Here is a 12,115-nt window from a genome sequence, read left to right as displayed (position 1 = left end):
GAAACGAAACTGCGAGTGGATGCGATGAGCCAGCCCGATACCGACGTTCTGATCATTGGCGCAGGCCTCTCCGGCATTTCGATGGCCGGGCACATGAAAATGCACTGCCCGACGCGCGACTTCGTGATTCTCGACCGGCGCGACCAGCTGGGCGGGACGTGGGATTTGTTCCGCTATCCCGGCGTGCGCTCGGATTCGGATATGCACACGCTGGGCTTTTCGTTCGAGCCATGGAAGCACGACGATGCGATTGCCGATGGCCCCGCCATCCTCGAATATCTTGACCGCGTGGTCGATGAACGCGGCATCCGTCCGCATATGCGCTTCGGCGAGGAAGTGCTGAGCGCGGACTGGGACAGCAAGACCGCGCGCTGGACGATTACCAGCCGCCGCAAGGACGGGACGCAAAGCACGCTCACCGCGCGCTGGCTCTATTTCGGCAGCGGCTATTATGATTACGACAATCCGCACGATGCCGACATTCCCGAACTGGACGCGTTTGGCGGGCAGGTGCTGCACCCGCAATTCTGGCCGGACAATCTCGATTACAAAGGCAAGAAGGTCGTCATCATCGGCTCGGGTGCGACGGCGGTGACTCTGGTGCCCGCGATGGCGGAGGATGCGGAGAGCGTCACCATGCTCCAGCGCACGCCGACCTGGATGGGCAAGGGCCCGCGGCAGGACAAGTGGGACCGCCGCTTCCGCCGCTGGTTTCCGGAAAAGACCGCCTACTGGCTCACCCGCCGCAAGAATATCCTGTTCCGCGCCTACATCTTCAGCCTCTCGCGCCGCAATCCGCAGAAGCTGGCGGACAAATTGCGCGGAATGCAGCGCGCCTCACTGGGCGACAAATACGATCCCAAGCACTTCGAACCGCCGTATAATCCGTGGGAGCAGCGGCTGTGCCTGATCCCCGATGGCGACCTCTACAAGGCGATGCGTGCGGACAAGGCGCAGATCGTCACCGATCATATCGCCGGGTTCGATGCGGGCGGGGTGAAGCTGCAATCGGGCGACTATCTGCCCGCCGATATCGTGGTGACCGCCACCGGACTGAAGCTGGCGCTGGCGGGCAAGGTAGCGGTGCGCAAAGACGGCGCGCCGGTCGATTTCACCGACCACTATTTCTATCGCGGGACGATGTTTTCCAATCTGCCAAACCTGTCTTTCGTGTTCGGCTATCTTAACGCCAGCTGGACGTTGCGCGCCGATTGCAACGCGCAATATGCCTGCGATGTCCTGAACGACATGGCGAAGGCAGGCGCGAATGTGGCGGTCGCCGAACTCGCGCCGGAGGACGAGCCGGGGACGGTGGAGCCGTGGGATTATTCCTCCGGCTATCTCCAGCGCGCCAAGCATCTGATGCCCAAGGTCGGGCCGGAGCGTCCGTGGACGCTGAAGCACGAGTATCTGGAGGACGTGAAGGACTTTCGCCAGCGTCCGGTGCGCGACGGGGTGCTGCGGTTCTATTCGGTGGATGACAGCGCCACCGAAGCTACGCCAGCCGAAGACCACCAGTCCATCGCTGCCGAATAAGCCATGACCGCACAGGGCAAGATCTGGACTGCCGCGCTGGTGGTGATCGGGGATGAAATCCTCTCCGGCCGCACGCAGGATGCCAACATCCACCAGATCGCCCGCTGGTTGCAGGTGCAAGGCATCCGCCTTGTCGAAGTGCGCGTGGTGGCGGACGATATGGGCGCGATTGCCGATGCGGTGAACGCGCTCCGGGCGAGCCACGATTATCTCTTCACCACCGGTGGCATCGGCCCGACGCATGATGACATTACCGTGGATGCGGTGGCGCAGGCGCTGGGCGTGGCGGTAACCATTCATCCCGAAGCGCGCGAGATGCTCGCCGCCTATTACGAGGCGCGCGGGCTGGAACTGACCGAGGCGCGGCTGCGCATGGCGCGCGTGCCCGAAGGCGCTTCGCTCATCCCCAACCGCATTTCCGGCGCACCGGGCATCCGTCACGGCAATGTCTTCCTGATGGCAGGCGTGCCGCATATCACCGCGCAAATGCTCGACGGGCTGACCGGCCAGTTGGAAGGCGGCGCGCCCCTGCTTACCGAAACCGTGGGCTGCTGGGTCAATGAAAGCGAAGTGGCCGAGATCCTGCGCGCGATCGAGGCGGCGCATGAGGATTGCCAGATCGGCAGCTACCCCTTCTTCCGCGAAGGCCGCGTCGGCGCAAATTTCGTCATCCGCTCGACCAACGCCGAAGTGCTGCAAAGCGCGGTCGACACTCTGTGCGAAGCGCTGGGTGAAGAGGGCCATGACTTTACGCCGGGCGGGATATAGCATCACCGCACGATGGATTGGATTTTCATATTCGGCCTGGTGATTGTCTGCCTCATGCTATGGCAACGGCTGGGCGTGATGGAGCGGCGGCTTGATTCGCTTGAGGAGTTCATCTCCTCGCGCTCGCTCTCCGCGTCGCCTCCTCCGCCCCCGCCTCCGGTAGAACCGGTCCGTGTTATCCCGACAACGCGCACGGTGCCAAGAACGGCCCCTGTCAGAAAGGCCGAGCCGGAAGCAGAGCCTGTACCAGAAACAGAGGTGATCCCGGAGCCGGTCGCCAAGGCCCATCCGGCCACACAAGCGGCGATAGCTTCCGCACCACTTCCGCCCAGCAAACCGCCCGCACCACCGCAACCCGCGCCAGAGCCCGAACCCGAACCCGAACCTGAACCCGAGCCCGCGCGCAGCTTCGATTTCGAGGACATATTCGGTCGACGGTTGCCGATCTGGGCCGGCGGGATTGCGCTGGCCGTCGGCGGCATTTTTCTGGTTCGCTATTCTATCGAAGCGGGCCTGCTCGGCCCCAAAGTGCGGGTGGCGCTCAGCTTCATTTTCGGGCTTGTCCTGCTGGGATTGGCAGAGGTGGCATATCGCTGGCCAGATCGCGTCCGCGATGAACGGGTGCGACAGGCGCTTGCCGGGGCGGGCATCGCCACGCTTTACGCAGCGTTCTATCTGGCCGGAGCGATGTACGGACTGATCGGTCCGGCAGCCGCTTTTGCAGGGCTGGCACTCGTCACCGCGCTCGCGCTCGGCCTTGCCTTCCGCTTCGGCCTGCCGACGGCGGTGCTGGGCCTGATCGGCGGCTTCGCCACACCCGTCATGGTGGCCAGCGAAGAGGCGAACGTGCCCATCCTCGCCTTCTATCTCGCTTTGCTGACAGCAGGCCTCGCTTTGACCGCGCGGCGGCTCGGGCATGGCTGGCTCGGCCTTGCGGCGCTGGGAGGCGGGTTTGTCTGGGGTCTACTGATGCTCCTCGGCCAACCGGTGGACTTGAGCGAGCGCATGGCCGTCGGCCTTTATCTGGTTGCGCTCGGCGCAGCGATCCCGCTGCTGGTGGAGCGAGAAAGCGCGGTGCCCGTCGCGCGCATTTTCGCAGGTGCTGTCGCCGCCTTGCAGCTGGCAGCGCTGGTCACTCTGGCGGGATTCGATCTGCTGACCTGGGGGCTGTATCTCCTGTTGGCTGCTGCTTTGGCGATCCTGTCATGGCGAAACACCGATATGCAGCCCGCCAATCTGCTGGTGCTGGCGCTTGGCGTGATCTTGCTGGTCGCCTGGAGCGATCCTTCGGTCGCGGACTTCGTGATCGTGACGGCAGCGCTTACCGGCATCGGGCTTGGCTTGCCTTTGGCCATGGTGTGGCGGCAGCGCGGCGACTTCATGCATATTCTCCAATTGAGTCTGGGAGCCGTTGGCCTGGGCATGGCGAGCTGGTGGCAGTTCGGTTCTGCCGATAACTCCATGGCAATCCTCGGTCTGGCGGCGGGCCTTGCCGCGCTCGCCGCAATCGCCGCTGCCGGAGCATGGCGCGCATGGCCGGGGGAGACTGCCGTCAACCGGCTGGTAGCGCTTCCCGTCGCAGCCAGCGCGCTGCTGGCGTTTGGAGCCACCCATGTCATTATCCCCGACTGGGCCGAAGTCATCGGGGCGGCACTGGTAACCCTCGCGCTTGCAGAACTGGTGCGCCGCAACCGCCGCAGGTCGCTGGCCGCCGTGATGTGGAGCGGTGCCATCGTGGTGCTTGCCGCTCTGGCGACGACCGGCGGTTTCGGCAACGAAGTGGCGCTGGCGTTCGGCCAGTCAGGGTTCGAACATGATACGCCGCGCGCACTGGTCCGCTGGGGTGTGGCGGCTTTGCCTTTCCTTGCGTTCGCACATGTCGAATGGCAGCCGCAAGGCAGGCGCTGCGCTGAGACGGTACTGGGCCTGGTCGGCTACGTGTTTGCCGCCCAGATCATTCCAGCAGACGCGCTACCCTTTGCTTTGGCGCTCGCGGCCATCGCGGCGGTCTGGTTCCTTGCAGAACGAAGCGGCGCTTGGCTGACCCTGCTCTCGCTCGGCGTTCTATGGGCACTGGCCCCGGCAACGGAATGGACGATCGCCGGACTGGCCGCGCTCGGCGGCGAGCCGATGCTGCATAGCGCGCTGCCGAGCCTTGATGAGGCAGCGCGCAAGCTGCTCCCTCTCGCTGTTGCTGCGGGATTCGCCTGCTGGCGCTGCACCGCGCGGGAGAAGCCGCGGCTGGCCATTGGCTTGGGCGTTGTGGCCGGTGTAGCCGAGGGGATCATGCTCCACATCGCCTTCAAGCAGGCCTTCCACCTCACGTCAGACGCCGCATTCGTGACCCTCGGCATGGGAGAGCGCACCGTTTGGCAGGCTTTGCTGATCGGCAGCGGTGCTGCCGTGCTGCATTGGCGCCCCGATTTGCGCTGGCCCGCCCTCGCACTGTTGGCTGCTGGACTGCTCCACTTCCTGCTTTTCACTTTCACGCTCCACAACCCGTTATGGAGCGAGCAGGCGGTCGGGCCGCTGCCCATCGCCAACTGGCTTTTGCCCGCTTACGCTGTAGCCGGCTTGGGCGTGTGGCGGGTGTTCCGCAATCGGGAGAGCATCCTCCATGCCAAGCTGCGCCGAGCGGGCGATGCGGCGATGATGCTGCTGATCGCATTCTACGCGCTGAGCGAGCTGCGCCATGCGTTTGCCGGCACACTCCTGATCTCCACCCCGATGACGCAGAGCGAGGATTTGCTGCGCTCGCTCACCGGCATCGTGCTGGCATTGGGCTTCCTGTGGTGGGGCTCGCGCACCGGCCAGCGCAGTTGGCGCGTGGGTTCGCTGGTGCTGATGCTGCTGGCGGTGGCCAAAGTGTTCCTGGTGGATGCCGCCGGGCTCGAAGGGCTGCTGCGCGTGGCCAGCTTCGTCGCGCTGGGCGCGAGCCTGATCGCCATCGGCATGGTCTATGCCCGGCAACTATCCGCGCGCGCACATACGGAGTAAGGGCCGGAGGATTGCTCCCCCGGCCCTTCGCTTTTGCTCAGAAGCGGATGCCGACGCCCGCGACCACCTGATCGGTGATCGCGGTGCCGAAGCTACCCTCGCCCACATCGTCATAGCGCGAGCGGCGGTATTCGACGCGGGCTTCGAGCGGCCCGGGCAATTGCACCAGCACGCCGCCGCCAAAACGGATGCCGCTGGCATTGTCTTCCAGATCGGCGAGCGATCCCGCCTCGGTAAAAGCGCGGGTGTCGAGCGCGGTGTAGCCGACCTTGCCATAGGCGGCGATGCCCGGCGTCAGGGCAAAGCCCGCGCGCGCGCCGACATAATACTGTCCGTCCGCTTCCAGCCCTTCGCGCGCTGCGCCCACGCTGGCGGGAAAGCTGGTGTCGCTGCTGGTGGCCGAATATTCGGCTTCCACGCCGATAAAGGCAGCGCCAAGGCTGAGATCGTATCCGCCGGCAATGCCATAAACCGCGCTGTCCGCGCTGGCCGTGGCTGCGCCGTCGGTGGTCTCGACATCAAGCCCTTCATAGCCGCCAATGGCTTCGATATGCAGCCCGCCCGGCGCGGTCGCCTGCGCCAGTGCCGGCGCGGCGGCGAGCGTGCTGGCAAGGATGGCGCTGGCGATAGCTGCTTTGGTGGTGATGGCTTTGGTGGTGAGAATTGTCATGATCGTCCTTTCAAGGGTCGCCCCGCGCCCGCTTCGGCGCGGGCGAGTTGCTGGCGCGTGAACGGGACGATTTCTCCTGTGACCAGTGCGACCAAAGGGGCGATGGGGGCGGGGAATCGGTTCCGCGCCCCCTCGCTAGGTTGGCGAGCGCGGCCTTACGCTTCGGGCGCAGCAGCGCAGCAGGCTGCTCCGCAATCATGCGCCGCACAGGAATGCGCCGCACAGGAATGGGCGGCACAGGGATCGGCGGCACAGGGATCGGCCCCGCAATCATGCGCCGCGCAGCAGCCCGCATTGGCAGCACAAGGGTCGGCGCCACAGGCGGCAGCAGCGCAGGGATCAGCTGTGCAAGGGTCGGCTTGGCAAGCCTGCGCAGCCGCCTGCTGCCGACGAGCCTGCCGTTCTTGTCGCCGCGCCGCACGTTCGGCACGGGTTTCGGATGTGCTGGCCGACCGCCCAGATTCGTATCCCGAGCCGGTACGCGGTCCGGCGCTCGCGCCGTAGCATTGGGCCAGCGCGGGCGACGCGAGACCCATGGCGGGGGCGGCGAGCGCCAGACCACCGGCGACTTTCAACAATTGATTGAGCTTGGCAGACATGTTCGAAAACTCCTCATGACGTAACCCCACATCACAAGCTTTCGCCGCCCGCAGGGACGGAGTTACCGACACATGCAAATGGGCCGAAGGATCGCTCCTCCGGCCCATTTTCATTGCATTGCGCGCAGATCAGCGCGTCGAGCGAGGATGTCCACGCGGATGCGCGGACACACCAACATTACGCCCCTTCGACTTCGCTCAGGTCTACCTTCAGGCCCGGGCCCATCGAGCTGGTGATCGAGATCTTGCGGACATACTTGCCCTTCGATCCCGACGGCTTGGCTTTCACGATCGCTTCGGTCAGCGCCTTGAAGTTCGCCTTCAGCGCCGCATCGTCAAACGACAGCTTGCCGATGCCAGAATGGATGATGCCCTGCTTTTCCACGCGGAATTCAACCTGGCCGCCCTTGGCGTCCTTCACGGCCTTCACCACGTCGGGCGTCACAGTGCCCAGCTTCGGGTTCGGCATCAGGCCCTTGGGGCCCAAAACCTTACCGAGACGGCCGACAACGCCCATCATATCCGGCGTGGCGATCACGCGGTCATAATCGAGATTGCCTGCCTGCATATCTTCCATCAGGTCTTCCGCGCCTACCTTGTCGGCACCGGCGGCGAGCGCCTTCTCGGCATTGTCGCCGCGTGCGAACACGGCAACCTTCACGTCCTTGCCCGTGCCCGAAGGCAGCGACACCATGCCGCGCACCATCTGGTCTGCGTGCCGCGGATCGACGCCGAGGTTCATCGCGACTTCAACGGTCTCGTCAAACTTCGCCTTGTGCTCGCGCAGAACGGCGAGGGCTTCATCGACGGTGTACAGCTTCTCGGCGTCGAGCTTGGCGACAACCTGCTGCTTCTTGGTCTGCTTTGCCATGTGCTTAGCCCTCCACCACTTCGATGCCCATCGAACGGGCGGAACCGGCGATGATCTTCACCGCCTGGTCGATATCGTTGGCGTTCAGATCGGCCATCTTGGCCTGCGCGATTTCCGCGAGCTGGCTCTTGGTGATGGTGCCGATGCTGGTCTTGCCGGGTTCCTTGGAGCCCGACTTGATGTTCATCGCCTTCTTTAGCAGGAAGCTCGCCGGGGGCGTCTTCGTGATGAAGGTGAAGGAACGGTCGGCATAGACGGTGATCTTGGTGGGGATCGGCGCGCCTTTTTCCAGCTCCTGCGTCGCAGCGTTGAACGCCTTGCAGAATTCCATGATGTTGACGCCGCGCTGACCCAGCGCAGGGCCGATCGGCGGCGAGGGTGTGGCAGAGCCCGCGGGCACCTGAAGGTTGATGTAACCTTCGATCTTCTTGGCCATGATGGCCTCCTTTTCTCACTGTTCCACCGCAAGCGATTGCGATGGTCATGTTAAGCGGTCTGACGCCGATGATCGCTCACCGGCTCCCGCACGGATTCCCGAACTGTTGGTAAGGGAGCGGCGCAGATAGCGCCTCGGCCCGCTTTTGCAAGCACTTTGCTGCGCCGGAAGCATCGCCGCAAAGCCGAACCTGTTACACCTGTTACACAGTCCAGAAGCAAAACCCCGGCTGTCGTTTGCAGGAGGGGAAAGCGCAGTTTCGTGAACAAAGGTTTTTGGCTCGGGCATACCCCACGGCCCTGCCAAAACGCCGCTGGTGTAGGAAAGCCCCACGATACCCTTGCGCCTCTGCCCCGCCCCGCGCAAAGGAGGATGAATAGGACAACAGGGATCGATCATGGACAATCCGGCAGAAGTGCTTGCCGTCGCGCCGGGGATAGCGCCGCGCAAACGTGGTGTCACTTTCCCCCCGCCAGCGGTGGAAACGCTCGGCTGGGGCTTGCTGATCGCGCAGATTATCACCGTGGCGGTGGTGTATTTCGCCGCCAGCACCGCGCCCGCCATTCCCGCCGCGCTGGCGCATTTCGAAAGCGGCGCGCCGGGCGAGCCTGCGCTCAATTCCTTTACCGTCTGGCTGACCATCACTGTCGGCATGGCGGCAGGCCTGTTCGTCGCATGGCTGTGGCTGCGGCGCGAGGGGCGGGTGGGCGCGGCGTGGACATTGCGCCCGCCACTCATCGGCTGGCCGCTCACACTGCTGTGGGCAGCGGCGGGAACGGGGATGATTTTCGCCATTTTCATCGGCGTGGGCGGGCTTGCCGGAGAGTTGGGACTGGGCGTGCCCGATGCCAGCCTCGTGCTCGATCTGGTGACCGAAAGCCCGACCATGTTCGCGCTGTGGATCGTCGGTGTGGCGTGGCTGGCGGCGGGCGCGGGCGAGGAATTGCTCTATCGCGGCTTCCTGATGGATCGCCTCGCCCGCGTATCCGGCCTGCGCGGCAAGCCGTGGCTGGTGATCTTCATCCAAGCGGCGCTGTTCGGCCTCCCCCACGCCTATCAAGGCTGGGGCGGCGTGCTGGTGACGGGGACGGTCGGCCTGTTCCTCGGCTGGCTGCGCTGGCGGATGAACGGGAACCTGTGGGCCTGCATCCTCGCCCATGCAGCGGTCGATACAATCGTTATGAGCGCCGCCTATGGCGAGACGATGGGGTGGTTTGGCTGAGGCTGGACTGTTCCTGAAAGCAAAAAGGGGCAGGCATCCGCGATGCCCGCCCCTTTTGGAGATTGCCTCTGGCAGGTAGCCCCTACTTCACCAGTTCGACCTGATCGAAGTCCAGTTCCACCGGAGTCGCGCGGCCGAAGATCGAGACGCTGACCTTGACCTTCGCCTTGTCGAAATCGAGTTCCTCGACTTCGCCGTTGAAGCTGGCGAACGGGCCTTCCAGCACCTTGACCGCATCGCCGATTTCGTAATCGACGCTGATGTCTTTCTTCGGCGCAGCCTTGGCTTCTTCCACGCCGCCGAAATAGCGGGCGGCTTCGCGTTCGGAAATCGCCTGCGGCTTGTTGCCGCTGCCGAGGAAGCCGGTCACCTTGGGAGTGTTCTTGACCAGGTGATAGACATCATCCGTCATGTTCAGCTTGGCCAGCACATAGCCGGGCATGAACTTGCGTTCGGTCTGTACCTTCTTGCCGCGCTTGATTTCGGTCACGGTTTCGGTGGGCACCTGCACTTCCTCTACCCCTTCGGAGAGGCCGAGGCGTTCGGCTTCAGCGATGATCGCATCGCGCACCTTGTTTTCGAAACCGGAATAGGCGTGAATAATATACCAGCGGGCAGCCATAACGTGTCTCTAATTTCCCTCAAATTTCCCGAATGTGCGGCGCGGATCAGAGCAGTTCGAGCAATTGCCGAACGACCCAGCCGAAGGTCGAATCGACCGCCAGGAAAAACAGCGACAGCACCACCACCATGATGCCGACGAAAATCGCCGTGCGGGTGGTTTCCTCGCGCGTCGGCCAGACGACCTTGCTGGTTTCCGAACGCACCTGACGGACGAATTCGCCCGGGCTGGTGCGGGTTTTGACGGCGGTGCTCTTTTCCTCGGCCATAGCGGCTCTCGCTCTCAACTTTCACACAATTGCGCCGCCTTCCGGGTAGGACTTCGCGCCGCCCCAAGCACTTCTTGGGAGGGGCTGCGTGAATTTCCAATGTCGGAAGACACCCGGCTATCTAGTTGCCAAGGTGCCGCTTGGCAAGAGCATCGCGCGCATCCGCTGCCGATGCGTGACACGTCCCGTTTCGGCAAAACTGGTTGCAAATGTGACAGAGGGGCTTTGCAGGCGGCGTTTTGGGCTTTAGCACCCCTGTCCTTCGGGGAAAATTTACCAAGGGGTTCCAAGTGGCAGCACCAGAGGCACCGGTCGGCCTGATCGACCACGTAACGAATGTTTCCGACTTTATCTGGGTCGGCACGTGGAACGGGGCGGAAGTCATCCCGCTGCCACCGATGATCATCGCGCTGCTGGGCATGGGCCTGTGGATGATGATCGGGCTGCGCTTCTATCCCATCGTCAAGCTGGGCAGCGCGTTCAAGGGCCTGTTTGCCGGGCGCAAGGGTTCGGGCAGTGGCGAGATTTCGCCCTTTGCGGCGCTCTCTACCGCGCTGTCCGGACAAGTCGGCACGGGGAACCTCGCCGGCGTGGCGACCGCCATCACCCTGGGCGGCCCGGGCGCGATCTTCTGGATGTGGATCACCGCCCTGTTCGGCATGGCACTGGCCTTTGCCGAAGGGTCGCTGGCCATCCGCTTCCGCGAGAAGACCTCCGACGGCGTCTATCGCGGCGGCCCGATGACCTACATCATGATGGGGCTGGGCAAGAAATGGACGTGGCTCGCCATCGTCTTCTGCCTCGGCACGCTGTTCTCTGCTGTGGTGACGGGCAACTCGATCCAGGCTAACGCGATTGCCGACGGCATGAACGAGCTGTTCGGCATCGAGGAATGGATGGGCGGCCTGATCACCGCGATCCTCGTTTTCATCGTCATTATCGGCGGCATCAAGTCGATCGGCAGCGTGGCGGAGAAGGTCGTGCCGTTCATGGCGGGCGCGTATATCGTGATGGCGCTGATCGCGCTGATCCTCAATTTCGGCGATTTGGGCGAAACCTTCGGCCTGATCTTCCACGGTGCGTTTAACGCGCAATCGGCCACCGGCGGCTTCCTTGGTGCGGCGATCATCATCGCGATGCGGGCCGGTGTGGCGCGCGGGCTCTTCTCGAACGAGGCCGGCCAAGGCTCCACCGCCATCGCCCACGCCGTGGCGCAAACCGACGATCCCGAACAGCAGGGCCGGATGGCGATGCTGGGCACCTTCATCGATACCATCGTGATCTGCACAATGACCGCGCTGGTGATCCTGACCGTGCAGGGCGATTTCACCGGCGGCGGGCAGCCTGTGCCCCATGCGTGGAATTCTGACCTGAACGGCTTTGCCATGACCAGCGGCGCGTTTGCGGCGGCGTTCCCGCTGCAGATCGTCGGCATTCCGCTCGGCACGCTGATCGCCTCGGTGGCGCTCATCCTGTTCGTCTTCACCACGCTGCTAACGTGGAGCTATTACGGCGAGCGGGCGATTACCTTTATGTATGACCGCGTGCCCGGTTCGACCCGTGGCGGGGAAAAGGTCCTGCACATGATCTGGCGCGTGCTGTGGTGCGTAGTGATCTATATCGGTTCGACGCAGGATCTGGAGCTGGTGTGGCGTCTGGGCGATATCTCCAACGCTGCGATGGCGCTGCCCAACCTGCTCGCGCTGGCGCTGCTGTCGGGCGTGGTGTTCAAGCTGGCGCGCGGTGATCGCACCGCTGGCCGCACGCACACCGAAGATACGCCGGAAGAGCCGAACGAGTATTAAGCAGGCTCGCGCAGAGCGAACACATCAAAAAGGGCCGGGAGCTGGGTGCAGCTTCCGGCCCTTTGCTTTGGCTGCAAGGACATCGCGGTCAGCCGCGACCCAGCAGACGCTCAAGCCAGGTCGGCTCCTGCATCGGCTGCACCTTGCCATAGGTGGCATAGCGCAGGCTGGCATCGCTCCACGGACGCGGGTTGGTCCATGTATCGCCGCGGCTCGACGTGTAATACCTACTCGACATATCCGGCCTCCTTGATTGACCTGTGTTCCGGTGCTGCGACTTGCCTCGGCTCGTCGTCAGTAAAGAACGGTCTACCGCCTCCA

11 protein-coding genes are annotated in these 12,115 nt (G+C 63.9%); 5 read left to right on the top strand and 6 right to left on the bottom strand.

Going from position 1 to position 12,115, the window contains the following annotated elements; all coding sequences use genetic code 11:
- The first annotated feature begins 24 nt into the window (after positions 1 to 24).
- The 3 genes from GC121_RS07035 to GC121_RS07025 are packed head-to-tail and all read left to right on the top strand — an operon-like array spanning position 25 to position 5,301.
- On the top strand, positions 25 to 1,536 hold the full coding sequence (locus GC121_RS07035; RefSeq protein ID WP_151975639.1) for an NAD(P)/FAD-dependent oxidoreductase: 1,512 nt from the start codon (positions 25 to 27) through the stop codon (positions 1,534 to 1,536).
- A gap of 3 nt (positions 1,537 to 1,539) precedes the next feature.
- On the top strand, positions 1,540 to 2,304 hold the full coding sequence (locus GC121_RS07030; RefSeq protein ID WP_151973403.1) for a molybdopterin-binding protein: 765 nt from the start codon (positions 1,540 to 1,542) through the stop codon (positions 2,302 to 2,304).
- A gap of 12 nt (positions 2,305 to 2,316) precedes the next feature.
- Complete coding sequence (locus GC121_RS07025) at positions 2,317 to 5,301, top strand: DUF2339 domain-containing protein (protein ID WP_151973402.1); 2,985 nt, start codon at positions 2,317 to 2,319, stop codon at positions 5,299 to 5,301.
- A 37-nt stretch (positions 5,302 to 5,338) separates the two neighbouring features.
- On the opposite strand, the gene GC121_RS07020 is transcribed toward GC121_RS07025, so the two are convergent.
- The 3 genes from GC121_RS07020 to rplK form a co-directional block, all read right to left on the bottom strand.
- Positions 5,339 to 5,971: an outer membrane protein gene (locus GC121_RS07020; protein WP_151973401.1), complete on the bottom strand. Its 633-nt coding sequence runs from the start codon at positions 5,969 to 5,971 to the stop codon at positions 5,339 to 5,341.
- Positions 5,972 to 6,748: 777 nt separating this feature from the next.
- Positions 6,749 to 7,441, bottom strand: a complete 693-nt coding sequence (rplA, locus tag GC121_RS07015) for a 50S ribosomal protein L1 (protein WP_151973400.1) — start codon at positions 7,439 to 7,441, stop codon at positions 6,749 to 6,751.
- Positions 7,442 to 7,445: 4 nt separating this feature from the next.
- Positions 7,446 to 7,877, bottom strand: a complete 432-nt coding sequence (gene rplK / locus GC121_RS07010) for a 50S ribosomal protein L11 (protein ID WP_151973399.1) — start codon at positions 7,875 to 7,877, stop codon at positions 7,446 to 7,448.
- Between the two features lie 397 nt (positions 7,878 to 8,274).
- On the opposite strand from rplK, the gene GC121_RS07005 reads away from it, so the two are divergent.
- A complete protein-coding gene (locus GC121_RS07005) occupies positions 8,275 to 9,099 on the top strand; it encodes a CPBP family intramembrane glutamic endopeptidase (protein ID WP_151973398.1) in 825 nt (274 codons plus the stop codon).
- A gap of 82 nt (positions 9,100 to 9,181) precedes the next feature.
- Here GC121_RS07005 and nusG read toward each other — a convergent pair whose 3' ends face one another.
- Positions 9,182 to 9,721 carry a transcription termination/antitermination protein NusG gene (gene nusG, locus GC121_RS07000; protein WP_151973397.1) on the bottom strand — a complete coding sequence of 180 codons (540 nt, stop codon included), beginning with the start codon at positions 9,719 to 9,721 and terminating at the stop codon, positions 9,182 to 9,184.
- Between the two features lie 46 nt (positions 9,722 to 9,767).
- Positions 9,768 to 9,989 carry a preprotein translocase subunit SecE gene (gene secE, locus GC121_RS06995; RefSeq protein ID WP_151973396.1) on the bottom strand — a complete coding sequence of 74 codons (222 nt, stop codon included), beginning with the start codon at positions 9,987 to 9,989 and terminating at the stop codon, positions 9,768 to 9,770.
- A 290-nt stretch (positions 9,990 to 10,279) separates the two neighbouring features.
- Between secE and GC121_RS06990 the strand changes: the two genes are divergently transcribed.
- On the top strand, positions 10,280 to 11,794 hold the full coding sequence (locus GC121_RS06990) for a sodium:alanine symporter family protein (protein ID WP_151973395.1): 1,515 nt from the start codon (positions 10,280 to 10,282) through the stop codon (positions 11,792 to 11,794).
- Positions 11,795 to 11,882: 88 nt separating this feature from the next.
- On the opposite strand, the gene GC121_RS15265 is transcribed toward GC121_RS06990, so the two are convergent.
- Positions 11,883 to 12,032 (bottom strand): hypothetical protein, encoded by a 150-nt coding sequence (locus GC121_RS15265; protein ID WP_199857785.1) that lies wholly within the window; start codon positions 12,030 to 12,032, stop codon positions 11,883 to 11,885.
- Positions 12,033 to 12,115 lie beyond the last annotated feature (83 nt).

The sequence above is a fragment of the Erythrobacter sp. EC-HK427 genome, from assembly GCF_902498745.1.
In the GTDB taxonomy this organism is placed as follows: Bacteria; Pseudomonadota; Alphaproteobacteria; order Sphingomonadales; family Sphingomonadaceae; genus Alteraurantiacibacter.
Note: the sequence above shows the minus strand (reverse complement) of the source record. Positions and strands in the feature narration are given on the sequence as shown.

Coding starts and splice junctions, on each gene's coding strand:
- GC121_RS07030 (WP_151973403.1), top strand. CDS start 1,540: ATGACCGCACAGGGCAAGATCTGGACTGCCGCGCTGGTGGTGATCGGG.
- GC121_RS07035 (WP_151975639.1), top strand. CDS start 25: ATGAGCCAGCCCGATACCGACGTTCTGATCATTGGCGCAGGCCTCTCC.
- secE (WP_151973396.1), bottom strand. CDS start 9,989: ATGGCCGAGGAAAAGAGCACCGCCGTCAAAACCCGCACCAGCCCGGGC.
- nusG (WP_151973397.1), bottom strand. CDS start 9,721: ATGGCTGCCCGCTGGTATATTATTCACGCCTATTCCGGTTTCGAAAAC.
- GC121_RS07025 (WP_151973402.1), top strand. CDS start 2,317: ATGGATTGGATTTTCATATTCGGCCTGGTGATTGTCTGCCTCATGCTA.
- GC121_RS07005 (WP_151973398.1), top strand. CDS start 8,275: ATGGACAATCCGGCAGAAGTGCTTGCCGTCGCGCCGGGGATAGCGCCG.
- GC121_RS07020 (WP_151973401.1), bottom strand. CDS start 5,971: ATGACAATTCTCACCACCAAAGCCATCACCACCAAAGCAGCTATCGCC.
- GC121_RS15265 (WP_199857785.1), bottom strand. CDS start 12,032: ATGTCGAGTAGGTATTACACGTCGAGCCGCGGCGATACATGGACCAAC.
- rplK (WP_151973399.1), bottom strand. CDS start 7,877: ATGGCCAAGAAGATCGAAGGTTACATCAACCTTCAGGTGCCCGCGGGC.
- rplA (WP_151973400.1), bottom strand. CDS start 7,441: ATGGCAAAGCAGACCAAGAAGCAGCAGGTTGTCGCCAAGCTCGACGCC.